General features: G+C 61.7%; 24 protein-coding genes. 15 read left to right on the forward strand and 9 right to left on the reverse strand.

Annotated elements, in window-relative coordinates; all coding sequences use genetic code 11:
* Positions 1–2: 2 nt before the first annotated feature.
* Genes F3Y30_RS15695 through F3Y30_RS15710 form a run of 4 tightly spaced genes read left to right on the forward strand, consistent with a single transcriptional unit; the run spans position 3 to position 4,495 of the window.
* Positions 3–1,097 (forward strand): methylenetetrahydrofolate reductase, encoded by a 1,095-nt coding sequence (locus tag F3Y30_RS15695; RefSeq protein WP_203423655.1) that lies wholly within the window; start codon positions 3–5, stop codon positions 1,095–1,097.
* Positions 1,098–1,122: 25 nt separating this feature from the next.
* Entirely contained in the window at positions 1,123–2,091 is a 969-nt protein-coding gene (locus F3Y30_RS15700) for a methyltetrahydrofolate cobalamin methyltransferase (protein ID WP_203423656.1), read from the forward strand.
* A gap of 2 nt (positions 2,092–2,093) precedes the next feature.
* Positions 2,094–2,444: a hypothetical protein gene (locus tag F3Y30_RS15705; protein WP_203423657.1), complete on the forward strand. Its 351-nt coding sequence runs from the start codon at positions 2,094–2,096 to the stop codon at positions 2,442–2,444.
* 47 nt (positions 2,445–2,491) lie between these two features.
* Positions 2,492–4,495, forward strand: coding sequence for an ASKHA domain-containing protein (locus tag F3Y30_RS15710; RefSeq protein ID WP_203426639.1), 2,004 nt, complete (start codon positions 2,492–2,494; stop codon positions 4,493–4,495).
* Positions 4,496–4,821: 326 nt separating this feature from the next.
* On the opposite strand, the gene F3Y30_RS15715 is transcribed toward F3Y30_RS15710, so the two are convergent.
* Positions 4,822–5,739, reverse strand: coding sequence for a LysR family transcriptional regulator (locus F3Y30_RS15715; RefSeq protein WP_203423658.1), 918 nt, complete (start codon positions 5,737–5,739; stop codon positions 4,822–4,824).
* A 112-nt stretch (positions 5,740–5,851) separates the two neighbouring features.
* Here F3Y30_RS15715 and F3Y30_RS15720 point away from each other — a divergent pair, with 112 nt between their 5' ends.
* Together F3Y30_RS15720 and F3Y30_RS15725 are read left to right on the forward strand one after the other, a co-directional pair.
* Entirely contained in the window at positions 5,852–6,070 is a 219-nt protein-coding gene (locus F3Y30_RS15720; protein ID WP_203423659.1) for a hypothetical protein, read from the forward strand.
* 103 nt (positions 6,071–6,173) lie between these two features.
* Positions 6,174–6,401 carry a hypothetical protein gene (locus F3Y30_RS15725; protein WP_203423660.1) on the forward strand — a complete coding sequence of 76 codons (228 nt, stop codon included), beginning with the start codon at positions 6,174–6,176 and terminating at the stop codon, positions 6,399–6,401.
* Between the two features lie 78 nt (positions 6,402–6,479).
* Here F3Y30_RS15725 and F3Y30_RS15730 read toward each other — a convergent pair whose 3' ends face one another.
* Positions 6,480–7,085, reverse strand: coding sequence for a GNAT family N-acetyltransferase (locus tag F3Y30_RS15730; RefSeq protein ID WP_203423661.1), 606 nt, complete (start codon positions 7,083–7,085; stop codon positions 6,480–6,482).
* Positions 7,086–7,395: 310 nt separating this feature from the next.
* On the opposite strand from F3Y30_RS15730, the gene F3Y30_RS15735 reads away from it, so the two are divergent.
* On the forward strand, positions 7,396–8,403 hold the full coding sequence (locus F3Y30_RS15735; protein ID WP_203423662.1) for a GlxA family transcriptional regulator: 1,008 nt from the start codon (positions 7,396–7,398) through the stop codon (positions 8,401–8,403).
* Between the two features lie 46 nt (positions 8,404–8,449).
* Here F3Y30_RS15735 and F3Y30_RS15740 read toward each other — a convergent pair whose 3' ends face one another.
* The 5 genes from F3Y30_RS15740 to F3Y30_RS15760 all read right to left on the reverse strand — a co-directional run bounded on the left by F3Y30_RS15740 (position 8,450) and on the right by F3Y30_RS15760 (position 14,553).
* Positions 8,450–9,694: a diguanylate cyclase gene (locus F3Y30_RS15740; protein ID WP_203423663.1), complete on the reverse strand. Its 1,245-nt coding sequence runs from the start codon at positions 9,692–9,694 to the stop codon at positions 8,450–8,452.
* A gap of 250 nt (positions 9,695–9,944) precedes the next feature.
* Complete coding sequence (locus F3Y30_RS15745) at positions 9,945–10,772, reverse strand: response regulator (RefSeq protein ID WP_203423664.1); 828 nt, start codon at positions 10,770–10,772, stop codon at positions 9,945–9,947.
* Positions 10,773–10,881: 109 nt separating this feature from the next.
* Entirely contained in the window at positions 10,882–11,145 is a 264-nt protein-coding gene (locus F3Y30_RS15750; RefSeq protein WP_203423665.1) for a hypothetical protein, read from the reverse strand.
* A 117-nt stretch (positions 11,146–11,262) separates the two neighbouring features.
* Positions 11,263–13,752 (reverse strand): mechanosensitive ion channel domain-containing protein, encoded by a 2,490-nt coding sequence (locus F3Y30_RS15755; protein ID WP_203423666.1) that lies wholly within the window; start codon positions 13,750–13,752, stop codon positions 11,263–11,265.
* Between the two features lie 255 nt (positions 13,753–14,007).
* Positions 14,008–14,553, reverse strand: coding sequence for a DUF924 family protein (locus F3Y30_RS15760; protein ID WP_203423667.1), 546 nt, complete (start codon positions 14,551–14,553; stop codon positions 14,008–14,010).
* Positions 14,554–14,757: 204 nt separating this feature from the next.
* Here F3Y30_RS15760 and F3Y30_RS15765 point away from each other — a divergent pair, with 204 nt between their 5' ends.
* Positions 14,758–16,170, forward strand: coding sequence for a M10 family metallopeptidase C-terminal domain-containing protein (locus F3Y30_RS15765; protein ID WP_203423668.1), 1,413 nt, complete (start codon positions 14,758–14,760; stop codon positions 16,168–16,170).
* 141 nt (positions 16,171–16,311) lie between these two features.
* A complete protein-coding gene (locus F3Y30_RS15770; RefSeq protein ID WP_203423669.1) occupies positions 16,312–16,572 on the forward strand; it encodes a hypothetical protein in 261 nt (86 codons plus the stop codon).
* An 80-nt stretch (positions 16,573–16,652) separates the two neighbouring features.
* On the opposite strand, the gene F3Y30_RS15775 is transcribed toward F3Y30_RS15770, so the two are convergent.
* Positions 16,653–17,222, reverse strand: coding sequence for a DNA-3-methyladenine glycosylase (locus tag F3Y30_RS15775; RefSeq protein ID WP_203423670.1), 570 nt, complete (start codon positions 17,220–17,222; stop codon positions 16,653–16,655).
* Positions 17,223–17,241: 19 nt separating this feature from the next.
* A complete protein-coding gene (locus tag F3Y30_RS15780) occupies positions 17,242–17,634 on the reverse strand; it encodes a hypothetical protein (RefSeq protein WP_203423671.1) in 393 nt (130 codons plus the stop codon).
* Positions 17,635–17,810: 176 nt separating this feature from the next.
* On the opposite strand from F3Y30_RS15780, the gene F3Y30_RS15785 reads away from it, so the two are divergent.
* The 6 genes from F3Y30_RS15785 (at position 17,811) to nirB (ending at position 25,618) form a co-directional block, all read left to right on the forward strand.
* Positions 17,811–18,410, forward strand: a complete 600-nt coding sequence (locus F3Y30_RS15785; RefSeq protein ID WP_203423672.1) for an ANTAR domain-containing response regulator — start codon at positions 17,811–17,813, stop codon at positions 18,408–18,410.
* A 52-nt stretch (positions 18,411–18,462) separates the two neighbouring features.
* Positions 18,463–19,743, forward strand: a complete 1,281-nt coding sequence (locus tag F3Y30_RS15790; RefSeq protein WP_203423673.1) for a CmpA/NrtA family ABC transporter substrate-binding protein — start codon at positions 18,463–18,465, stop codon at positions 19,741–19,743.
* A 363-nt stretch (positions 19,744–20,106) separates the two neighbouring features.
* The gene (locus F3Y30_RS15795; protein WP_203423674.1) at positions 20,107–21,405 is read left to right on the forward strand and encodes a CmpA/NrtA family ABC transporter substrate-binding protein; all 1,299 of its coding nucleotides are present in this window, start codon (positions 20,107–20,109) and stop codon (positions 21,403–21,405) included.
* A 52-nt stretch (positions 21,406–21,457) separates the two neighbouring features.
* Positions 21,458–22,351 carry a nitrate ABC transporter permease gene (gene ntrB, locus F3Y30_RS15800; protein ID WP_203423675.1) on the forward strand — a complete coding sequence of 298 codons (894 nt, stop codon included), beginning with the start codon at positions 21,458–21,460 and terminating at the stop codon, positions 22,349–22,351.
* Between the two features lie 13 nt (positions 22,352–22,364).
* Positions 22,365–23,162, forward strand: a complete 798-nt coding sequence (locus F3Y30_RS15805) for an ABC transporter ATP-binding protein (protein WP_203423676.1) — start codon at positions 22,365–22,367, stop codon at positions 23,160–23,162.
* Between the two features lie 5 nt (positions 23,163–23,167).
* A complete protein-coding gene (gene nirB / locus F3Y30_RS15810; protein ID WP_203423677.1) occupies positions 23,168–25,618 on the forward strand; it encodes a nitrite reductase large subunit NirB in 2,451 nt (816 codons plus the stop codon).
* Positions 25,619–25,622: the final 4 nt, after the last annotated feature.

A 25,622-nucleotide genomic window follows, 5' to 3' on the forward strand; every position in this document is an offset into this window, starting at 1 on the left:
GCATGGTGCACATGGATGAAAACCCGCTCGGTGCGCACCTGCCGCTTGACCCGCTCCCGGGACATTCCTCGCTCGGGCGCCTCGAGCGCGTGCTGCGTCGCGGAGAGTTTGCCGTTACCGCCGAGCTCAACCCGCCCGACAGCGCCAATCCCGAGGATGTCTACGAGCGCGCGGCGATTTTCGACGGATGGGTCGACGGCATCAACGCGGTCGATGCGTCCGGCGCCAACTGCCACATGTCGTCCGTCGGCATTTGCGCGCTGCTGACCCGGATGGGTTATGCGCCGATCATGCAGATCGCCTGCCGCGACAAGAACCGCATCGCGATCCAGGGCGACGTGCTGGGCGCCGCCGCCATGGGCGTGGCCAACATCATGTGCCTGACCGGTGACGGCGTTCAGGCCGGCGACCAGCCGGGCGCCAAACCGGTCTTCGATCTCGACTGCATGTCGCTGCTGGAAACCGTCCGCATCATGCGCGACAACGCCAAATTCCTTTCGGGCAGAAAGCTGACGACACCGCCCAAGGTGTTCCTCGGTGCCGCGATCAATCCGTTCGCGCCGCCCTACGACTTCCGCCCCTACCGGCTCGCCAAGAAGATAGAGGCAGGCGCCCAGTTCGTGCAGAGCCAGTACTGCTTCGATGTCCCGATGTTCCGGGAGTACATGAAAAAGGTCTGCGATCTTGGCCTCCACGAAAAGTGCTTTATTCTCGTCGGCGTCGGACCGATGGCTTCTGCCAAGACGGCGAAGTGGATACGCTCCAACGTTCCTGGAATTCACATACCCGATGCCGTGATCAAGCGGCTGGAAGGCGCGGAAGACCAGAAGAAGGAAGGCAAGCAGCTCTGCATCGACATCATCAACGAGGTGAAGGAGATCGAAGGCGTCTCCGGCATCCACGTGATGGCCTATCGGCAGGAGGAGTATGTCGCAGAGATCGTGCATGAATCCGGCGTACTGAAGGGTCGCCGCCCCTGGACGCGCGAAGCCAACCGTGGCGACAGCCTCGTTGCGGAACGCATCGAGCAGGCGCGCGAAGGCAAGGAACAGAACCAGCAGCAGTTGGCCGAGATAGCGGCCCATCATCCCCATTGAATAATCGCGAGGCAGAGGACCTTCAATGACACGCACCATCGTCGCATCCGCCACCCGTGAAATCGTGATCGGCTTCGACCAGCCCTTCTGCGTGATCGGCGAACGCATCAACCCGACCGGCCGCAAGAAGCTTGCCGCTGAAATGATCGAGGGCAACTTCGATACGGTCATCAAGGATGCGCTGGAACAGGTCGCAGCCGGCGCAACCATGCTCGACATCAATGCGGGCGTCACAGCCGTCAATCCCAACGAGACCGAGCCACCGCTCCTCGTCAAGACGCTGGAGATCGTACAGGGCCTCGTGGACATCCCGCTCGCGATCGACAGTTCCGTCACCGCGGCGATCGAGGCGGGCCTCAAGGTCGCCAAGGGCCGCCCGCTCGTGAACTCCGTGACGGGCGAAGAGGAAAAGCTGGAAGCGATCCTGCCGCTCGTGAAGAAGTACAACGTTCCGGTCGTCGCCATTTCCAACGACGAGACGGGCATTTCGATGGACCCGGACGTTCGCTTCGCGGTCGCCAAGAAGATTGTCGAGCGCGCCATGGACCACGGCATCAAGCCTGAGGACGTCGTGGTCGACCCGCTGGTCATGCCGATCGGGGCTCTCGGCGACGCCGGGCGCCAGGTCTTCGCGCTCTTGCGGCGCCTGCGGGAGGAACTGAAGGTCAACACGACCTGCGGTCTTTCCAACATCTCCTTCGGCCTGCCGCACCGCCACGGCATCAATGCGGGCTTCATCCCCATGGTCATCGGTGCGGGCATGACGTCCGCGATCATGAACCCTTGCCGTCCGCAGGAGATGGAAGCCGTGCGTGCCGCCAACGTGCTTTCCGGCACGGACGCGAACTGCACGAACTGGATCATGACCTATCGCGACCACAAGCCGGCCGAAGGCGGTGCCCATGCGGCCCCCGCGGCTGCGGCACCTGCCGCCGGCGGCGGCCGTCGTGGCGGCCGTGCAGCCCGCGCCGGCGCCGGCGCTGCGAGGGAATAGCCGTGTCCTCCGGCCGCCGCCTCCGGCGTGACGCCTCCAGCCTCTGGCTGGAGGCTCCGTTTGTCATGGCGATGCGCATCCACTCCATGCAGATGGCGGCGCTGACCGGCACTGCCCAGGATACGGCCGAGATGACGAAGATGGTGAGCGAGAAGATGGCGGCGACGGCCGAGAGCGCGATGGCCGTCAACGTCGCCCTCGCCAACGCCGCCTTCTCGGCCTTCATGGGGGCAGCGACCGGACGAATGCCGAAAGCGTCGAAGACCGGTGAGAAACTTGCCGCCGCCGCCCTCACCCCCTATGGCAAGCGCGTCCGAAGCAATGCGCGGCGACTGGCCCGCAAGAAAGTCTGAAATCCGTGTCCCCGACCGAAGATAGCGCCAATCCCCTCGTCCTGTTCATGCCTTCCGGAAAGCGCGGACGGTTTCCTGTCGGCACGCCCGTCCTGGAAGCGGCGCGCAAGCTCGGGGTCTACGTGGAAAGCGTCTGTGGCGGACGTGCCACCTGCGGGCGCTGCCAGATCTCGGTCCAGGAAGGCAACTTCGCCAAGCACAAGATCGTCTCCTCGAACGAACACATATCGCTGAAGGGGCCGAAGGAGGAGCGCTACGAGGAAATCCGCGGCCTGCCGGACGGACGGCGCCTTTCCTGCTCGGCACAGATTCTCGGCGATCTGGTCATCGACGTTCCGCAAGACACGGTCGTCAATGCACAGGTCGTGCGCAAGGCCGCGACCGACCGCGTGATCGAGCGCAACGCCGCCGTCCAGCTCTGCTATGTCGAGGTTGAAGAGCCCGACATGCACAAGCCGCTCGGGGACCTCGACCGGCTGAAGCATGTTCTGGAAAAGGATTGGGGCTGGAAGGACTTGCTCGTCGCATCTCACCTGGTTCCGCAGGTCCAGGGCATTCTGCGCAAGGGCAACTGGGGCGTCACGGCGGCGATCCATCGCGACATGGATTCCTCGCGTCCCTTCATCGTCGGCCTCTGGCCCGGCCTCAAGAACGAAGCCTATGGCATTGCCTGCGACATCGGCTCGACGACGATCGCAATGCACCTCGTCTCCTTGCTGTCCGGCCGTATCGTCGGCTCCTCCGGGACGTCTAACCCGCAGATCCGCTTCGGCGAGGATCTGATGAGCCGCGTCTCCTACGTCATGATGAACCCCGACGGACGAGAGGCGATGACGAAGGCCGTGCGCGAGGCGGTCAATGGCCTGATCGGCAAGGTCTGCGCGGAAGGCAACGTCGATCGGCATGACATCCTTGACGCCGTCTTCGTCGGCAACCCGATCATGCACCACCTCTTCCTCGGTATCGACCCGACGGAACTCGGCCAGGCACCCTTCGCGCTCGCCGTATCCGGCGCCCTGCAGTACTGGGCACACGAGATCGGCATCGACGTCAACCGCGGAGCGCGGCTCTACATGCTTCCCTGCATCGCCGGCCATGTCGGCGCCGATGCGGCAGGTGCGACGCTTGCGGAAGGCCCGTATCGCCAGGACAAGATGATGCTCTTGGTCGATGTCGGCACGAATGCCGAAATCGTGCTCGGCAACCGAAAGAACGTCGTCGCCGCCTCCTCGCCGACCGGTCCCGCCTTCGAGGGCGCGGAAATCTCCTCCGGCCAGCGGGCGGCCCCCGGTGCAATCGAACGCGTCCGCATAGATCCGGAAACCCTCGAGCCGCGGTTCCGCGTCATCGGCGTCGACAAATGGTCCGACGAAGAGGGGTTTGCAGACGCAGCCGCCGCAGTCGGAGTGACCGGCATCTGCGGCTCGGCGATCATCGAGGTCGTCGCGGAGATGTTTCTGACAGGCATCATCTCGCAGGATGGCGTTGTGGACGGCACCATGGCGGCAAGGAGTCCTCGCATCCTCCAGAATGGCCGTACCTTCTCCTATCTTCTCCACGACGGCGAGCAGCGCATCGCCGTGACGCAGAACGACATACGGGCGATCCAGCTCGCAAAATCGGCGCTTTACGCAGGAATAAAACTGCTCATGGAAAAGCTTGGCGTCAACCATGTCGACACCATTCATTTCGCCGGCGCCTTCGGATCGTTCATCGATCCCAAGTATGCGATGGTTCTGGGCCTTATCCCGGATTGCGATCTCGCGGAAGTGAAGGCGGTGGGCAATGCGGCGGGGACGGGAGCCCTGATGGCGCTCCTCAACCGCGGACACCGTCGCGAGATCGAGCAGGTTGTCAGCCGGATCGAAAAGATCGAAACCGCGCTCGAACCGAAGTTTCAGGAGTACTTCGTCAACGCAATGGCCTTGCCGAACAAGGTCGATGCCTTCCCTCACCTTTCAACGGTCGTTTCCTTGCCCGAGCGAAAGGTTCTAAGCGATGACGGCGGCGGCGAAGGTGGTGGCAGACGACGGAGGCGAAGCCGCGAATAGGCGGCGGCTGTCAGAAGCCGGTCCATCGTTCTTGCCGAATGAGACGTGGAGAGGTCAGCTTCGACTCCTGGCGCCGCCAGCCATAGGGTACACGCACTACTGGCATGCGTCGGCAGTCCCACCATCTGACGGGACAGGGACGCAATCCTCTTGCAGCTTTGTGGCAACGGGCCACTGCATCGCAGTGACCTGAAAGGCTTTTATACACCCCGGCCAAGCGGAGACATCTCCCCGAGAAACGGCGCTGCAACAAGGCTATCCCGGGCCGCGGAATTAGCCCCCCACGTCGACGAACGCATATGGGACAAACCCCATATGCGTATCTGTCAGCAGGCCACCGGCAGCACTTCCTTGGGTCGGCGCTCGATGCGTGCGAAGGCCGCACGGATATAGTCGGCCACGGCGAGCGCCGGTGCCTCCGCCTGTTCCGCCACGACCATGCCGATGTGGTAGTAGCCGAGCTCCGGCAAGCCGTCCTTCTCGGACAGAGCGATCATATCGTCGCGCACCAGGAAGCGTGCGAGCGGGGCCACGGCGAGGTCCGCGCGGATCGCCGCCTGCTGGCCCATATGATGGGCGCAGAAATAGGCGACGCGGAAGTCACGGCCGGACTTGCTCAGTTCCTCGAGTGCCCGCGCCCTCCAGATGCACCCCTCCTCCCACACCGAAACCGGCAGCGGGTTCTTGAGGTAGGCGGTGCCGCAACTCTTGCCCACCCAGACGAGCTGTTCCTTCATCAGCAGCTCTCCGGGAGACGTGCTCTCGATCTTCGTCGTGTTGAAGATCGCCAGATCCAGCCGGTGCTCGGCGACCGCGCGGCGAAGCGCGCCACTTGATTCGATCGAGACGTTCACGGCGATCGATGGGAACGAGTCAGCAAAGCGTTTCAGCACTTCGGGCAGGATGAGTTCGCCGACGTCGTCAGGCGCGCCGAGGCGGACCACGCCGTTCATGTCCGGCATCATGAAGCGGGACACCGCCTCGTTGCTGAGTGCAAGCAGGCGGCGCGCATAGGAGAGCAAAACCTCGCCATTGTGGGTCAGCACCACGGATCGTGCATCGCGCAGGAAGAGCGTGCAGCCGAGCATCTCCTCGAGCTTCTTGATCTGCATGGAGACCGCAGAGGGCGTCCTGTGCACCGTTTCGGCGGCCGTGGTGAAATTTCCCGTTTCCGCGATAGCGACGAATGTCTTGAGAATATCCAGCTCCAGCAGGGGAAGCGTCTGGCGCAGCATCAGGTTCATCGATCCCTCCACTATCAGTTTCTCTGATCTTTAGACTAACATCATTTCGTTTGATTGAAAACAGGCTTGGCGCGATAGTCACTTCAAGAATGAAGTCGAAAGGATGTTCGCAATGAAAACGGTCGTTTCCAACACCGGCGGCGCTCCTGTCGCCGTCAGGGTTTCCGGAGAAGGTTTTGCCTTCACCGTCCTGAAATTCGTCACCGAGGCTTACCACCGCGAGAGAGCACGCCGGGCAAATCGTCGGGCGGAGATAGAACTCGACGCCCTGCCGCCGGAACTGAAGAAGGACATCGGATGGTCCGGTCAGCGGTTGCATGACAAACTCTGATGCATGCGATCAATTATATTCGTTTGATTGATGGCTCGGGTCGCGGCATTCTATAATCAAGGTCGCGACCTTTCGACACCATAGGCTCGAAAGGAACCTGAACATGAGCATCTTGCATTTAACCGATCACGGCACTGCGCACAGCCAGCTTGAACTGCTGCTGGCCGGCCGGTTCACGCCCCTGAACACTTTCGCAACGCGCATGATTGAAGCGTGGCGTCTCTACCATGCCGAGCGCCAGCTCGAAGGCCTGCCCTTCGACGTCATGAAGGATATCGGCTTTCCGGCCCTCGACGACGCCGGCAAGAACGGGGCAAGACGGACACGATGAAATCCGACTGTCCTCCCTTCAAAAAACCAGCGCATGCCTGAAGCCGCCAGATCCAAATCTGGCGGCTTTTTCTTGAACTTACCTGGCCGCGGGCCTGAGGATCGGCACTCGCGGCGCAACGTCTTCGGCAAGCGTTCCGACCAGCCGGGGATCGTCGAAAACCTCGATCTGCCGCTTGAAGGGAACGAAACCCGAGCGAACGTAGAAGTTGAGCGCGCTCGGATGATCCAGAGTGCAGGTATGGACCCAGAAACGGCTGATCGGCTTGCTCCAGGCGCGCTCGATGGCCCTGTTCATCAACCAGCGCCCGGCCCCCTGTCCAATGATTGCACTCGACAACCCGAAGAACGCGAGCTCGCATTCGCCTTCCTGCCTGAAATCCAGCTCGAGCAGACCCTCCGCACGTCCGTCCTTCGTCACGGCCCAGATGTCGACTGCCGGATCTCCGATGACCTCGTGAAGTTCTCCGTCCGACATGGCAAGGCGCGATCCCCAGAGCCATTCGGCGCCGATGCGGCGATAGAGATCGCGGTACCAATCAAGGTCCGGCGCCTCAACTTTCCCGAGTGACAGATCAGGCTGGTCCGGATCGCGCCCCGGCGCCGGTGGGCGAAACATCTGCAGGCATGTTGCCACAACCGCCAGTTTCCCGTCCGGTATATCCGTGTAGCCATCCGATAGCATCGCAAGAACTCCATCTGCGTTTCGTGGACGCATCCATAAGCCATGGAAACGGCTTGTCAAATGCGTCCAATGTTTGCCGCCCCGTTCAAATCGGCGTCTAAAACCCTGCGCGCAAACCCCAGATTGTGTCGCAAATGCGTTAGGCACACCTTCACCGGAACATTCGACAGTACACTGTCGAACAGCTTGACGAAAAAGGCAAAACTTTCACTTCACAGTCGTAGTTTTCCATGAGAATGTCGCAAAACGACAAGCGCGACATGCGTTTTCCATTGACCTTTTTGCAAAGGCCCCGAGCATGGATTTCCCGATGAACAAGCCACAGGTCAAAAAGCGCTCTCTCGTCTTCTTCCTCGTACCGAATTTTTCCATGTTGCCCTTCTCAGCGGCAATCGAAACCTTGCGAATTGCCAACCGCATGTTGGGATATGAGGCCTATTCCTGGCGTCTCGCTTCCACGGACGGACAGCAGGTCCTCTCATCCGCCGGGATCGGGATCGAGGTGAACACGTCACTTGCCGACGAGCGCAAGTTTCTTGGCGGTGAGAACCGTCCCTCGATGGTGCTCGTCTGTTCCGGCGTCTTCGTCGAGGAGTTCAACAACAAGTCGGTCAATGCGTGGCTTCGCGAAGTCTACAATCGCGGCGTTGCCGTAGGCTCCCTCTGTACGGGCGCGCATGTCCTGGCGCAGGCAGGCCTGCTGTCCGGAAAACGCTGCGCCATCCACTGGGAAAACCTGCCGGGCTTCGCCGAGGCATTCCCGCAGGCGGACGTCTACGCCGATCTCTATGAGATCGATAGCAACATCTACACCTGCGCCGGCGGCACCGCATCGCTCGACATGATGCTCAACCTGATCGACCAGGATTTCGGCGAGAACCTCGTCAACCGGGTCTGCGAGCAGGCGTTGACCGACCGCGTCCGTGGCCCCCACGACAGGCAGCGCCTGCCGCTCAGGGCACGCCTCGGCGTGCAGAACGCCAAGGTTCTCTCCATCATCGAACTTATGGAGAGCAATCTCTCCGAACCGCTCTCGCTGCTCGAGATCGCCGACAGCGCCGATCTCTCCCGGCGCCAGATCGAACGGCTGTTCCGGCAGGAAATGGGACGCTCCCCCGCACGCTACTATCTGGAGATCCGGCTCGACCGGGCCCGCCATCTGCTGGTCCAGTCGTCCATGCCGGTCGTCGAGGTGGCTGTGGCCTGCGGCTTCGTGTCCGCCTCACACTTCTCGAAGTGCTATCGCGAACTGTACAATCGCTCGCCGCAGCAGGAGCGCGCCGACCGCAAGGTCACGCTGGCAGTCGCTACCCGCTAGCCGGATACTGACGAACCGCGTCACGACGCTCGCTGGTTACCACGCGTTATCCGGCGAGTGCATTCATCAGCGAAAGCTCCGAGAAAACCCGGTTCCGCCCGGCATGCTTTGCCATGTAGAGGAACTGGTCGGCCGCGTTCAGATAGTTGTCGAAGGATTCACGGCTGGCGATCGATGCAAGACCGATCGAGACGGTTACCGTGACCGGCTCGCCGTCGGCGTCGATTGGTTCCCCCGCCAGATCCGCGCGGAGCCCTTCGCAGTGATCCAGGGCCGCATCCAGGTCCAGTCCGTAGAACAGGATTGCAAACTCTTCGCCGCCGAGGCGCGCAAGGAGATGCCGGGCGCCAAGCCGGGTCCTGAGGCGCGTCGATATCGCCTTGAGCACGGCATCGCCGACCTCGTGGCCGTAAGTATCGTTCAACCTCTTGAAGTGGTCGATGTCGAGAATTGCGATGCAGCTCGGCTCGCCGCGGCGGATCGCCTGGTCGACGAGACGCGAGCCCGCCTCGAAGAAGAAGCGACGATTGTAGAGATCCGTGAGGTAGTCCCGAGCGGCAATTCTCTGGAGCGCCTGGACGCGTTTCTGTATTGCCGCGACCTGGAAGACCCGACTGTTGAATTCCTCGGCGAGAAAGGGCTTTTGAAGATAGTCGTCACCGCCTGCACGGAGAAAGCGGGCGGCAAGCATCCTGTCGGCACCCGATGAAAGTCCGATCACGCGGACGCTCTCGTCGCCGTGCAGCTTTCTGATCTCCCCGAGCAGCCTCAGGCCGTCCATGTCGGAAAGGTCGAGGTCCGTGACCACGATGTCGACGTCGCCTGCCCTGTCCAGAATGTCGAGTGCGCTTGCCCCGTCGCCGGCACATGTGACCCGGAAATTCTGCCGCATCATCAGTCCGGCCTCGAGCGCCAGACTGTCCGGGTCGGAATCGACGACCAGCACGTTCGTGATGCCGATCGTCAGAATGCGGTCGACGGCCACGATGAGTTGCTGAATCGACGAAGGATTGTCCTTGACGACATAATCGATCACCTGCTTGGCCATCACTGCATCGCGCGTGCCCTCGTTGAACGAGCCGGTGAACACCAAGGGCGCGATTCCGAGAGAAATGACGTGGTCGAGCGCTTCGCAGTTCGGCGCATCCGGCAGGTTCAGATCAAGGACAGCCAGGGCGAAGCGTCCCGGATCCTGCCTGAGCGCCTTCTTGAGCGCGATCATGCTGGAACAATGGGTGACGTCTATGCCGAGCTCATTCTTGAGCCTGAATTTGATCGCCGTGGAGAACATCCTCGAATCCTCGACGAGAAGCACATTGCAGCCAGAATGGCGCAAGAATGCATGCCCTCGTTGCGGATGACCATCCACGCCCACGTCACTTTTTACCTTAAAAGTTTCCCGTCCGGCGGCATTACAACGCGAGGTTTTTACCAACTCGTTAACCGGAAGCCGGATTCGGCCTCACGTAACGTAAGTATCGTATATTATCTTCTAATTTCAGGTATTTAAATTAGATATCTGTCAGTTATGCAGCTCCGGGTCAGGCAACCTTGGCGAGCTGTGCCGCCTTGATCTGGGTCAGTGTGTCCAGGTTCTGGTTGACCCGGCAATAGAACTCCTCGTCGATGAAGGGCCGCATGATGAAGTCGTTACCGCCTGCCTTCAGGAAACGGGCAGACAGCAGCCTGTCCGTCGAGGAGGAAACCCCGATGATCCGCAGCTGATGTGAGCCGATCGATCCTCGGATGCGGCGTGTGAGTTCGAAGCCGTCGATGTCGGGCATGTTGTAGTCGGTGATCACGAGACCGACATCCGGATTTGCCTTGAGGAGTGCCAGGGCCTGCGCGCCGCTCTCGGCAACGCTGACCCGGAAATTGTACCGCTTGAGGCGGGTCGACAGCAGCGCGCGCGCGGTGGCACTGTCATCCACGATCAGGACATGATGGCGGTGGTTCGTCAGGAACCGGCAAACCGACTCCGCGAGCATGTCGACGGCGAAGATGTTGTCCTTGATGATGTAGTCGACGATTTCCTTCGACAGCAACTGGTCCCGGGTCTGCTGCTGGAACGTGCCGGTAAAGACGATTGTGGGCACGCTGAGGTCGATCAGGTAGTTGAGTGCTTCACCATTTTCTGCACCGGGCAGATTGATGTTCGAGATCGCGAGCGTGATGCGTTCCGAAGACTTGTCATAGGCAAGCTCGAGCTCTTCGAAATTGCGGCAAATCTCTACATCGATATTGAACAGCTCCTTGAGGCGCTTGCTGATCATGGATGTGAAGACGTTTGAATCTTCGGCAACAATAATCCGGTGATGCGACAAAGAAGCGCCGGAATACTGCATTCCGGAAATACCGATGAAAGACATGGTTGCCTTCTGAAAACGATTGATCCCCTCCGAAGTGGTAGCGTCAAGCGTTTGCGAAAGGGTTAAGCCCGCATCCCGAAACCTTGAGGGCGAGCATCGAGGAAACTCTTTATTTTACAGTCGCCGATCCGTTCTGGATCTCGATGTTCTCGCCACCGTCGAGACCGATGCGGTCACCGCTCGGCAACGTCACGAAGCAGCCGCGCTCACAGACCTCTTCCGTCTCGCCGGGTTCCAGCGCAACTTCCACGCGGTTCCCGCCTTCGACGATGACGAGCAACCGCTCCTCAGAATCCTTGTTGGTAATCGTTGCGGCCAGGGCCGGAACGGCCGCAAGCCAGAGGAAAGGCACCACCGCGATCACGCGCTTCATGCAAGCCCGGCGCAGAGGCGCCGCCCCTTCTAAAAACCCCGTGCGAGCCTAGCCGCACTCTTGAGGGTTTGCATGTATTTTATGCCAGAAGGGGTGAATAACCGCTGAACGCGTCGTTCAGGCGTTGTCGCCTTGTCCGTCCTTACTGCGCGCGCGCCGCCGCTCCGACGGAGCGATCACCGCCGCTTCGTCGTCCACGCCGCCGCCCCTTGCCGTCTCGATGATCGCCGTGATCAGCCGCGCGCTTTCAGGATCGATCTTGATCGGCACCTCGGGGGCCGCCGGCGCGCCGATCGCAATACCTTCGTCCCTCAGCCGCTGGAGCACCGCGGCCCGAAGCTGCGTCTTCACGGCCGTGCCGTTCAGCACGTCGGCGAGAAACACGCGGATCTCGAGGTCGAGCGTCGCGGAACTGAAATTGACGAAGACGATGGAAGGCTCGGGATTGCGCAGGATATTCGGCTGCTGCTGCACGAGGTCGTTGAGCACCGCCATGACGCGACCGGGATCGTTGCTCGCGTGAACGCTGACCGGAAGGTCGACGCGACCGAGCTTGTTGCGATGCGTCCAGTTCCCGACAGAGCCGTTGATCAGCACCGAGTTCGGAACAATGATCGTCTGCCGCTGGAATGTCTCGATCTCCGTCGCGCGCACTGAAATACGCTTCACGAAGCCTTCGGTCGTGCCGGTCGCGACCCAGTCACCGACCTTGAACGGCCGCTCCGCAAGCAGGATCAGGCCGGACACGAAGTTCGAGACGATGTTCTGGAGACCGAAACCGATACCGAGCGACAGGGCACCGGCGACGAGTGCCAGGCTGGAAAGATCGATCCCCGCCGCCGACACACCGATCAGCCCTGCGATTGCGATGCCCGCGTATCCGATCGCGGTCCGGATCGAGTTTCTTACCCCAATATCCACGTGGCTGCGGGCCATGACGTTTCCGTCGAGCCACTTCTGGAACCAGTGCGTCAGGGCATAGCCGCCCGCGAACAGCAGCAAGCCGCCGAGTATGCCGACGAGCGAGATGGTGATGCTGCCGATCTTGATCTGCGTGAAGATGCGGTAGGCCCAGGATTCGATGTCTTCGACCTGGAACCCCCACTGCATGAGGATGAGCGGAACGAAGAAGACGATGACCAGCGCCTGGATGGCGAGACCGGCGGCAAGCCCGATCTGGTCCATCGTCACCTGCCCGAGACCGAAACGCTCGTCGATCCGCCGGCCAATGGCAGTTTCGCCGAAAGCGTTCGGTGCGGAGATCGTCCTGCCCGACAGGAAGCCGATATACATCGCGACCAGCACGGCGCCGGTAATGACGATCTGCGTTGCCACGAAACGCGCCATGCCGACGTAACCAAGCACGCTCGCCAGGATAAGGCCGATGCCGGTAATGATGAGCGCCGAAGCGATGGTTCGCGGCCAGGGGCGTCCGGGTGCGTCCGGGCTTTCGCCCTTGTTGAGCACGGGCTTTATGAAGGCCGTCGCGATCAGCACGAGGCCGATGACGATCGATGCCACGAAGCTCTTGACCACGGTCAGGACTATGGGAGAGCCCAGAACCTCGCTGATCCCGCCGAAGAGATAGTCCGCGGCATTCACCAGTGCCATGGTGAAGATCGCCCAGGACAGCATCGTTGCGCCGCGGTCGGAGACGCGCACGAGACGCCAGTCGCCGTCGCCGGGCGCCAGCACGGCGTTGGCAAGCTTGGTGACGAAAAAGAAGACCACGCCGACGGCGAGCGCCAACGAAACCAGGGGAGCGATGTCGGGCCTGAGAACGTTGAACCTGTCGAGGAAGAGATAGCTCGAGCCGGCAAACGCTGCCACCGCCAGCGTCGGGATCATCGTCGCCCAGAAGGCAACGGTAAGGCGGGTGATGTATCCGGGTTTGGTCTCCCTCAATCCCCGCGTGATATAGGGCGAAAACAGCCGGTAGCTGCCGGATACGAACACGAGCGCGGCGGCAAGCGACAGGACGAGCGCCCCGAAGAGCGACATCCTCTTGAATTTCCAAACGAAGGTCAGCCACGAGGAGATTGTCCGGTTGAGGTCCTCGCCCTCGACGACCAGGGCCTTGCCGGCTTCGCTGAAAAGGTCACCGCTGATTTCGGTCCGCCTCAGCAGCGTGTCCGTGAACAACCGCCTGCGAATCTCGTTGATCGTATTGGCAAGCTTCGTGGCTTCGATGGAGAGATTTTCGGCCTCGCCGGTCAGCGCGTTGATTTCGTTACGCGCGATCGTCAGCTTCTTGCGCTCTTCCACCACGATATCGGCTTCCGGTGCAGCACCTTCGGCAGGCGGGTCACCGAGCTCGGTCTGGCGCGCCTTGATGGCATCGAGACGCGGGCGTGTGCCGACAGAGATTGCAAGGATGGCCCTGTTCAGTTCCTCGGCCTGAACCTTGAGATCGACGAGACGGGTATCGTCGTCCCTGAACTTGTCGACCTGTTCCTGGATGGAGCCGAGCTGCGCCCTAGACTTCTCCAGCTGGTCGCTCGCCAGCTCGATTGGCGTGGGATCGATGACCGCCTGTTGCGCACGCACGGAAGCGCTTCCGCAGGCGAGAAGGATTGCAAGGCAGGCAAAGACAATACGAGCGATCAAGAAACGCTATCCTCAATATGCGAAGCACGAGCGATGCTCGACGTGCTTGGGGTGACTTGTTCTAGAGCAATGGATCTCCAAATGAAATCGCCCTGTCGGCCGAACAGCCCCTGGAATGGGACGACCCCGCCAACCGAAAGCGTGATCCGATCCCGCATCCGTTGCTTCTGCCGAGAAACCGGGTTCCTCGGCGACTCCGGCGCCCGTACTCACACTGCAATCGGGCAACAAGCGGGCAGGAAGCAAGATTCGTCCTCAGAAACCCGCTCCGGGCAGGTCGAGATACCGCTTATCGGCGACGGTCGACTCCCTTCCGAGCATGGCATTGCGGTGCGGAAACCGGCCAAACGAACGGATTACCTCGCGGTGGCGCCTGGCGTAGTCGAGGTGGACCGGGTCACCGAGTGCCTCGAACAGCGCGGCCGACCTATCCTGATCCTCCAGCGATTCGGAATGCTCGAACGGCATGTAGAAGAAAGGTCGACGCAGGGGGTCGGTAGTCTCGTCCGCGCCCGCCTCGAGGGCCAGCTTCGCCTCGCGCACGGCCATCCAGTCCGTGGAGAAGGCAAGCGGCGAGCCGCGATACATGTTTCGGGGAAACTGGTCGAGCACGAGGATCGCAGCCAGCCGCGATTCCGCGGTTTCCCGCCATTGCTTCGTGACACATCGCGAGAGAACGAGGTGCGTATGGGTGAATCGGACCCGGACTTCTTCGTCCAGTTCGGCTGTCGGTTCGAACCAGCTCTCCGGATCGATCGTCTCGAACCAGAATTGAACAACCGCTTCCGGGCCCACATTCATTCCAGCCTCCTGTCTCTGCTGCTCGTTGCCGGCCCCGCCTCCCCACCGGCCCCTTCGAAGAGACCGCGGTGAGCGCGGCGCCCGGGCCGGTTCTCGACAGCCAGGACGCGCCGCCGATTCACGGTTCGTTAGCCGTTCCGTTCACCGAGCTCTTTACCTCTCGCCGCTAAGATGTTGGCGACACCGGGTGAATTCGAGACTGACATGCTGAACTGGAATCGTATCGCAAAGAAGGCAGACTTCGACAGCTATGCCTTCGACCTTCTTGTCCTTTTGGAGGGATCGACCAGCAGAGCCTATCTCGACACGGCTTCCAGCCCCGCCCCCACGATCGGGATCGGTTTCAACCTACGCTACAATCTGGAACCCGTGCTGCGCGCGATGGTCGGGGACGACCATTGGAACAAGACGCTGCAGGACCAGCTTAAGGCCGTCATCGACCGCAGCTATTCGCAGGGGCAGAGCTCGCTTCTGAACAGCCGTCTCGATGCCGTGATGAAGGCCTGGAACGAGAGCCGGGATTCCTCGGTGCCGGACACGTTTTCGTTCTCCTCCAGTGCCGAAATCAGCGACGCGTTGACCGCTATCTCGCCGAGCTACTACGCGACCATCGACCGGTGGCTCTCCGGAATTCCACAATCCCGCGAGCGAGCCGTTCTGTTCAGTATGGCCTACAATGCTCCATCGCTTCTCGGACCGAAGCTGAAGGCGGCAATCGAGGACGGCAGCCGCGCCGAAGCCTGGTACGAGATCCGCTACAATTCCAACGGCAGCGGTATCTCCGGTATCGCCAACCGCCGCTACGTTGAGGCCGAGCACTTTCGCCTGTTCGACAAGGACAGCACCGCGACAACGGCCGAGGCCTTGAGTGCCGGGCGCATGTACACCGCCCATCGCGACAAGATCCTGTCGTACGAGACAAAATACGATGCCGACAATGCGGGACGCATCAAGGGGCTCGAGTCGATCGATCCGATCTACAAGGAATATGCCCCGGCGATTGCGAGGCTGGTTGCGGCCTACAAGGTTCCTGCTTCCTACAAGCCGGAAGAGCTGCAGGTCGGTGCCACGACGGCAATCACGCTCAAGGGTGACGGGAGCGCCTATGACACGGCTGCCAACGACGCCGATTTCCTCATCGGCTCGACGCGGGCCGATGCGCTCTACGGCGGCGTCGGCAGTGACGTTCTCGTCGGCAACAGTGGCAACGATCGTCTGTTCGGCCAGTCAGGAAAGGATTGGCTGTACGGTGGTTCCGGCGCGGACCGGCTCTCGGGCGGGACCGGCGCCGACGTGTTCGTGTTCAAGTCGGTGGCCGAGATCGGCCGATTGGCCGGCAAGCGCGACGTGATCCTCGACTTCGTTTCGGGCGAGGACCGGATCGACCTTTCGGCAATCGACGCCAACGGCAGCCTGGCGGGCGATCAGTTTACCTTCCTGCGGACCAAGGGCACCGAATTCCATGACAAGGCCGGGGAGCTCCGCTGGCTTTACGCCACACGCGAAGGCACGAAGGTCACCCTGATCGAAGGGGATGTGGACGGCGACGGCATCGCGGACTTCCGCCTAGAGCTGACGGGAAGGGTTTCCCTCGAGAAGGGCGATTTCCTGTTGTGAGCCGGCCGGAGCTCCGGTACCCTTTCCCCTGATCGCGACAGCCGATGTCCTTCAGCTCGAGTGACCGGATAGGCCGGCCGCTCCAGCACAGGAACAGGCGCTTGCGCTACGCGTTTTCCTTCGCCGAGGAGGAGCCGAGCCATGGGTCCACGCAATCGACCGTTCGACCCCGAGGTCGAACCTCAAGCCACGAGCGACCGCTATTCGCCGGACACCACCCCCGATAGCCTGACCGAGGAATGCGACCTTCCCTCCGCCCTCGAAGAGGATGGAGCAGCACCGGAAGGGGTGGCAGAGGATGCCTATCGCAACAGCGAGGAAGGCCTACCCGAAAATAGCCTGGAGGAAGATACGGTGACGCACGATGCCTCGGTGGAGGCGAGCCGTTTTGACGACGCCTAGGGCGCGTTGAGCCGGGCCGCAGCATGCTGCACGTTTCTTGAGGCCAGCACCACATCTTCGCTCGGATCAGTATAGATCCCTCAGAACCGACGGCTGAGGAATAGCGAGCCCTGCAAGCCGAACCGCCACGGCAGATCCGCCGCCTTCGTGATTCCGATACGAGGTCCAACGAGAAGCGGGATCTGCTCTCCGTGTGACGTAAGCCGAAAGGGCGCCGTCGTGAGTGGCAGACCGTCACTCGTTCCATCGATCGCCAGCGCCTGACACAGGCGCCCGGGACCCGAGCATAGAAGACGATCGGCAACACCCCCTCGTCGCCTTCGCATCGTGTCTATACCCGACTGCGGCGCGAGCGCCCTGATCAGGACCGCGCTTGCGGGCAGACAGACGAAGTTAAGGCACCAGTGGATCCCATAGGACCGGTAGACATAGGCAACCCCCGGTGGACCGAACATCGACCTGTTGCGAAGGGATTGTCCACCAAAGCTGTGCGAGGCAGGATCGTCAGGAAGGTAGGCCTCCGTTTCCACGATTACGCCGCCGACACCGGCAACTTCCAGCCCCACCCCAACGAGATCCGCCGCGACCTCGAGCGCACTGCGCTCGAAAAAGGCCGCATCGAGGGGGAAGGCCGAAGTTGCCGACGTCAAGTGGTGGTGCCTTTCAGACCTAGTGTTTTCTGGCCGGATCCGTCGCGATCGTGGAGGACGTCACCGATACGGGGTCGCTCGCGGGGAAGGAATCTTCCAATCCGGTATCCAACTGCTCCTCCAGCGTGCCGGTATCTCCGGCACCGCGCGCGCTGGTTCGTGTCTCCAACTCATCGCCCGGACGTTCGTCGTCACCAGTCTCTGCACTGACGGTGCTGCCGTCAACGTCGAAGGTCGCGAGCTGGATCATGACCGCCCTCGCCTTGTCGATTGCGTTGAGGCGGTTGAGCCCGCTCGTCGCATCGTTCCGCATGGTAACGGAGACAACTTCTCCGCCTTCGCCCACGAACTCGACGGTAAAGCCCCTGTTGCCCCCCATATCGGGAATGACCTGCGTGCCCACGACCTGCATAGCAGCCTCCTTTCCAATGTGGGGAGGGAACGGCGTACACCGCGCTTGGTTCCCCGCAATTCTGAAGCTGCAGGCAAGTACGCTCTCGACCCGCGGTCGTGCGCGAATTATGCGCACCACTTCGACAAGCGCGAAAATTGGGCAGCCCCTTCTTGTCAAGCTTATTGCGGTGCGGCATGAATGCCCGCATGACGCAGACCGATCTGACGATCCTTGTCATTGACGAGAACGCCATTCGCGCATCCATCATCGAAGAAGGATTGCGAGATGCGGGACATCTGCGTGTCACGGTCATCCACGAGGTACACGGCGTCGCCCGCATCATCGAGACGCTCAAGCCCGATGTCATCGTGATCGATATCGAGAACCCCAATCGCGACATGATGGAGCACCTCTTCCAGCTCACGCGCACCGTCAGCCGCCCGATTGCAATGTTCGTCGACCGTTCCGACACCGCTTCGATAGAGGCGGCGGTCGATGCCGGGGTCTCCGCCTATATCGTCGATGGGCTGAAGAAGGAGCGGGTCAAGCCGATCCTCGACATGGCCGTCAGTCGCTTCAACGCCTTCAGCCGGCTGCAGCGAGAACTCGCGGACGCAAAGTCGGCGCTCGAGGAGCGCAAGATTGTCGAGCGTGCCAAGGGGATCCTGATGAGGATGCGCGGCCTGTCCGAGGAAGAGGCCTTTGCGCTCCTCCGCCAGACGGCGATGAACGAGAAGAAGAAGATTTCCGAGATCGCGCAAAGCGTGGTCACGGCCGCCGGGTTGCTCATGTGAGGAAACGCGGACCGAACACCCGCCTGCCTCGAGGAGCCCGGAGAATACCGGAGTGGACACTATGACGAAGATTTCAGCTCCCGGCGGCGGAATGCCGGCACCGGCGCGCATAGCGTCGGAAGGCTCCAGGGTCCTGCGTGCCGGGTTCATTCCGCTCGTTGATGCATCCGTGCTGATCGCGGCCGCCGAGTTCGGTTTCGCGGCCCGCGAGGGTCTCGCGCTGGATCTCATCAAGGATGTCTCCTGGGCGAATGTCCGCGATCGTCTCGCGTTCGGGCAGTTCGACATCGCTCACATGCTGTCGCCTATGCCGGTCGCCTCCATGCTCGGGCTCGGCTCCAACCCCTCCCCGACGATCACCGCCTTTTCGCTTGGCCGGGGCGGAAACGCCATTACCCTTTCGACGCGGCTCTACGAGCGCATGCGCGAGGAAGCAGGCCTTCCGGAAACGGCAAGCGCGCTGGACAATGCCCGTGCGCTTGCAGTGGTCGTCCGCGGCAAGAAGGAACGCGGGGAGCCCTTGCCGACATTCGGCATGACCTATCCCTTCTCCTCCCACAACTACGAGTTCCGCTACTGGCTTGCCGCCGGAGGAGTTGATCCGGACAAGGATGTCAAACTCGTTGTCGTTCCGCCGCCGATGACTTCGGACGCGCTTGCCGCCGGCGCCATAGACGGCTTCTGCGTCGGGGCCCCATGGAACATGGTGGCCAGCGAGCGTGGTGTGGGCCGCATCGTCGCTGCCAAGCAGGACATATGGCCATTAGCCCCCGAAAAGGTCGTCGGCATGCGGCCGGAATGGGCAGAAAGCCATCCGGAAACGGTTTCAAGGCTCATTGTCGCCCTCGACGCGGCGGCTCGCTGGTGCGATCGCCCCGAAAATCACGACACGCTTGCGGAAATGCTTGCCGAGCAACGCTACATCGCCGCCCCCATTCGCATTCTCCGCCAGGTTCTGGCAGGTGAATTCGCGCTTGACGCCGCGGGCACCCGGCGTGTGATCGAAAAGTACTTCGCCTTCCATGCCGACGGCGCCAACTACCCGCATCCCAACCACGCGCTGTGGATCTACAGCCAGATGATCCGCTGGGGTCAGGCGTCGCTCTCGGACGATGGTTCGCGGGCCGCCGCGTCCGCCTATCGCCCCGAGCTCTACGCCGCGGCACTCGGCATCGACGCACCACCCGCGGAAGATCACCGGCTGGAGGGCGTCCGTGAGGGCGATCGCTTCATGGACGGACTTGTCTTCGATCCTTCGAACATCGGTCAGTATCTCCAGGGTTTCCCCATCAGGAGTGCTGCGGAGACCGGTGGTCAGAACGGTGATTCCTGACGATCACCATGTCGCGCTGCACAAATTCCTGGCAGGTGGCAGATATCGCCTGAGCGCATTCGCTTAAATGATTTGCACGAATTCAAGGCGCCGCCAAAATAGGCAGATCACCATGGTTGCATTTTAGCAATATAATTCAATACGATATCAGAAAATCGAAAAACTGGCACGCTGCTTGCGTTTCAATAATCGCTTCCGTCAACGGCGATGGAGGCGCGCTGGACGCGCGATAGGCGTCCTCCAAAGACATCGACGTCGCAAGGTTTTTGCTCCGGGAATCCTCCCATTCCCACGGACGCAAACTCCGAGCGGCGTTTTTTTGTTTTCAAATCTCGCCCGGCCACCACCAGAGGGAACCTGCGCATGAACAAGATACTTACCGGCGGCATCACACGCCGCAGCTTGCTTAAGACGACCGCCACCGCAGCACTCGTCGGCGCCGTGAAGACAGCCTTCCCGTCGGGCGCCTTCGCCGCCACTGCCGGTCCGGAAGTCACCGCTGCCAAACTCGGGTTCATTGCGCTGACGGATGCCGCCCCCCTCATCGTCGCCAAGGAGAAGGGCCTCTTCGAGAAATACGGCATGCCGGATGTCGAGGTTGCCAAGCAGGCATCCTGGGGCGCCACGCGCGACAACCTCGTTCTCGGCGGCGAAGCGAACGGCATAGACGGTGCGCACATCCTCTCGCCCCTGCCCTATCTGATGCACGCCGGCAAGGTAACGCAGAACAACGTGCCGGTTCCGATGACCATCCTCGCCCGCCTGAACTACGACTGTCAGGGCATCTCCGTCGCGCAGGAATATGCGGAGACCGGCGTCACACTCGACGCATCCAAGCTGAAGGCAGCGTTCGAGAAGAAGAAGGCCGAAGGCAATGAGGTGAAGGTTGCCATGACCTTCCCGGGCGGCACGCATGACCTGTGGGTCCGCTACTGGCTTGCCGCCGCCGGCATCGATCCGGACAGGGACGTCTCGACCATCGTCGTGCCGCCGCCGCAGATGGTGGCGAACATGAAGGTCGGCAACATGGACGTCTTCTGCGTCGGCGAGCCGTGGAACGAGCAACTCGTCAACCAGGGCATCGGCTTCACTGCCGCCACGACCGGTGAACTCTGGAAGGGACACCCGGAAAAGGCGCTCGGCATGCGTGCCGAATGGGTCGAGAAAAACCCGAACGCCGCCAAGGCGATCCTCATGGCCGTCATGGAAGCCCAGCAGTGGTGCGACGCCATGGAAAACAAGGAGGAGATGTCGAAGATCCTCGGCAAGCGCCAGTGGTTCAACGTTCCGCCGAAGGATGTGATCGGCCGCCTCAAGGGCGACATCAACTATGGCAACGGAAGGGTCGCGACCGCCACCGGCCTCGAAATGAAGTTCTGGAAGGACCACGCTTCCTACCCCTTCAAGAGCCACGACACCTGGTTCCTCGCCGAAAACATCCGCTGGGGCAAGTTTGCGCCGGACACCGATCTCAAGGCGCTGGTCGACAAGGTCAACCGCGAGGATATCTGGCGCGCCGCAGCCAAGGACCTTGGCGTTGCCGCAGACGACATTCCGGCCTCGACCTCGCGCGGTGTCGAAACCTTCTTCGACGGCACGGTCTTCGATCCGGAAAACCCCTCCGCCTACCTTGAAAGCCTGAAAATCAAGGCTTCGTCCTGACGCGATCGGCGCGCGCCGCAAGGCGCGCCATCCTCCCAACAAGGAAACAGACATGACGGTTACAGCCCTGAAAACAGAAAAGGCGGCACCGCCGATGGCCAAGGAGAATGGTCAGGTCGTCGCGCTCGCCAGCCGTCCGCGCCGACGGATCAACTGGATGGACATGCTCGCGGGCATCTGTCGCTCGGTCCTGCCGCCGCTCGTCGTCTTCGCCATTATGCTTGCCATCTGGCAGGTTGCCTGTTCCCATCCGGGGGCCACGCTGCCGCCGCCGACACAGGTGTGGGAAGAGGCCTATGACCTCATCGCCTATCCCTTCTTCGACTACGGCTCGCAGGATATCGGCCTCGCCTGGCGGGTCCTGGTCTCGCTCCAGCGCGTTGCGATCGGCTTCGGCCTTGCGGCCGTCGCGGGCGTGATCGTCGGAGCGGTTATCGGCCAGTCGGTCTGGGCGACGCGCGGCCTTGACCCGATCTTCCAGATCCTGCGTACCGTGCCGCCTCTCGCCTGGCTGCCGCTGTCGCTCGCCGCCTTCCAGGACAGCAATCCCTCGGCAATCTTCGTGATTTTCATCACCTCGATCTGGCCGGTCATCATCAACACCGCAGTCGGCGTACGCAACATTCCCCAGGATTACAGAAACGTGGCGCAGGTGCTTCGGCTCAACCAGGTCGAATTCTTCTTCCGCATCATGATCCCGGCCGCCGCCCCCTACATCTTCACCGGACTTCGCATCGGTGTGGGCCTTTCCTGGCTCGCGATCGTCGCGGCGGAAATGCTGACCGGCGGCGTCGGCATCGGCTTCTTCATCTGGGACGCATGGAACTCCTCGCGCCTTCCCGACATCATCGTGGCGCTTGCCTACATCGGACTGACGGGTTTCGCGCTCGACCGTCTGGTCGCGGCCCTCGGCGCCTTCATCACTCGCGGCACTGCGGCAAACTGAGGAAGACGTGACCATGACCGCCTATCTCAAGCTCGACCATATCGACAAGAATTTCGACCGCAACGGCCAGCGCACCGAGGTGCTGAAGGGTGTGAATCTCACCATCGACCAGGGCGAATTCGTCTCGATCATCGGCCATTCCGGCTGCGGCAAGTCCACTCTCCTGAACCTGATCGCCGGGTTGACGAAAGTCTCCAGCGGAGCCGTGCTCCTCGAAAATCGCGAGGTCAACGAACCGGGTCCAGAACGCGCCGTCGTCTTCCAGAACCACTCGCTGCTTCCCTGGCTGACGGTCTACGAAAACGTCAATCTCGCCGTCTCCAAGGTCTTCGGCGGCAGGAAGAGCAAGGCCGAGAAGCATGAGTGGGTCATGCGCAATCTCGACCTCGTGCAGATGGGCCACGCCAGGGACAAGCGCCCCTCGGAAATCTCCGGTGGGATGAAGCAGCGCGTCGGCATCGCCCGGGCACTCGCCATGGAGCCGAAGATCCTGCTCCTCGACGAACCTTTCGGTGCGCTCGATGCACTGACACGGGCCCACCTCCAGGACGCTGTCATGGAGATCCACGCCCGCCTCGGCAATACCATGATCATGATCACCCATGATGTGGACGAGGCCGTGCTGCTGTCCGACCGCATCGTGATGATGACCAATGGCCCTGCGGCAAAGATCGGCGAAGTGCTCGAAGTGCCGCTCGCCCGCCCGCGCAATCGCATCGCGCTTGCTTCCGACCGAACCTATCTCAAATCCCGCGAGGCCGTGTTGAAGTTCCTCTACGAACGCCACCGCTTCGTCGAAGCCGCGGAGTAAGATCTATGGCAGAAAAACTCGTCATCATCGGCAATGGCATGGCGCCCGGTCGCATGCTCGAGCACCTCTTCGAAAAGGCCCCCGGCCAGTACGAGGTCACGATCTTCAACGCCGAGCCGCGCGTCAATTATGACCGCATCATGCTCTCTCCGGTCCTCTCGGGAGAGAAGACCTACGAACAGATCGTCATTCACGGCGACGGCTGGTACATCGAACACGGCATCACGCTCTACAAGGGGCACAAGGTCGTCGCGATCGACCGCACGGCCAAGACAGTCACCTCGGACCACGGCGTGACCGAAAGCTACGACAAGCTGGTGATCGCGACCGGCTCCGTCCCCTTCATCATCCCCGTTCCCGGGAAGGACCTGCCCGGCGTTATCACCTACCGCGATCTCGACGACGTCCAGGCAATGCTGCTCGCAGCACAGTCGAGGGAAAAGGCCATTGTCATCGGCGGCGGCCTGCTGGGGCTGGAAGCGGCAGCAGGTCTGGCGCAGCGCGGCATGGACGTAACCGTACTGCACGTCATGCCTACGCTGATGGAGCGCCAGCTCGATCCCGCCGCCGGCTATCTCCTGCAGAAGGCGGTCGAGGAACGCGGCATCAAGGTCATCACCAAGGCCAACACCAAGCAGATCATCGGCAACGGCAAGGTCGAGGGAATCGAACTCGACGACGGCCGCATCATCCCGGCAACGCTGGTCGTCATGGCCGTCGGCATCCGTCCCAATGTCGGGCTCGCCAGGGACGCCGGCCTCGCAGTCAACCGCGGCATCGTCGTCGATGCTGGCATGCAGACGTCGGACGGGGACATCATGTCGCTGGGCGAATGCGCCGAAGTCGACGGCATGGTCTATGGTCTCGTCGCGCCGCTCTATGAGATGGCCCGTATCGCCGCCTCGCATCTTTCGGGCGACCGCTCGCCCGCCTTCGTGCACTCGGACACTCCCACCAAGCTGAAGGTCACCGGCATCGACCTCTATTCGCTGGGCGACTTCGCTGATGGCGACGACCGGGAGGAAATCGTTCTGCGCGATGCGACGGCCGGCGTCTACAAGCGCCTCGTCCTGAAGGACAATCGCATCATCGGCACCGTGCTCTACGGCGAGACCTCGGATGGCGCCTGGTTCAACGACCTGAAGAAGAAGGCTACCGACATCTCGCCGATGCGCGATACGCTGATTTTCGGCCAGTCCTACCAGGGAGGGTCCCCGCTGGACCCTACGGCGGCCGTTGCAGCCTTGCCGGATGATGCGGAAATCTGCGGCTGCAACGGCGTGTGCAAGGGCAAGATCGTCGATACGATCAAGGGCAAGGGTCTGACCTCGCTGGACGACGTACGCGCCCACACCAAGGCATCAGCCTCCTGCGGCTCCTGTACCGGCCTCGTCGAGCACCTGATGAGCGTCACACTTGGCGATGCCTACAATCCCGCCGCAGTCCAGCCCATGTGCACCTGCACCGAACTCGGCCATGACGACGTGCGCCGGCTGATCAAGGCGAAAAAGCTGAAGACCATCCCGGCCGTCATGCAGGAACTGGAGTGGAAGACCTCCTGCGGCTGCGCCAAGTGCCGCCCTGCCCTCAACTACTACCTCGTCTGCGACTGGCCGGACGAATATGCCGACGACTACCAGTCGCGCTTCATCAACGAGCGCGTTCACGCGAACATCCAGAAGGACGGTACCTATTCCGTGGTTCCGCGCATGTGGGGCGGCGTGACCAACGCGAATGAACTGCGTGCGATCGCCGACGTCGTCGACAAGTTTGCGATCCCGCTGGTGAAGGTCACAGGCGGCCAGCGCATCGACCTCCTCGGCATCGAGAAGGAGGATCTCCCGGCGGTATGGTCCGATCTCGGCAAGGCCGGGTTCATCTCGGGTCAGGCCTATGCCAAGGGGCTTCGCACGGTGAAGACCTGCGTCGGTTCGGACTGGTGCCGCTTCGGCACGCAGGATTCGACCGGGCTCGGCATCCGCATCGAGAAATTCATGTGGGGATCGTGGACACCCGCCAAGCTGAAGATGGCGGTCTCCGGATGTCCACGGAACTGTGCGGAGGCGACCTGCAAGGATATCGGCGTCATCTGCGTCGACTCTGGCTTCGAGATTCATTTCGCCGGTGCCGCAGGCCTCGATATCAAGGGCACGGAGGTTCTCGGACTCGTCAAGACCGAGGACGAGGCCCTGGAGCACATCGTGGCGCTAACGCAGATGTACCGCGAGCAGGCCCGCTACCTCGAGCGCATCTACAAATGGGCCAAGCGCATCGGCCTCGAAGAGATCCGCCGACAGATCATGGAGAATGCTGACAAGCGCAGTGCGTACTACGAGCGCTTCGTCTTCAGCCAGAAATTCGCCCAGGTCGACCCCTGGTCGGAGCGCGTCTCCGGCAAGGACAAGCATGAATTCCGGCCGATGGCATCCGTCGGCTTCTCCGAAGCTGCGGAATGAAGGA

Origin of the sequence: Sinorhizobium sp. BG8, from assembly GCF_016864555.1 — a bacterium.
Taxonomy (GTDB): domain Bacteria; phylum Pseudomonadota; class Alphaproteobacteria; order Rhizobiales; family Rhizobiaceae; genus BG8.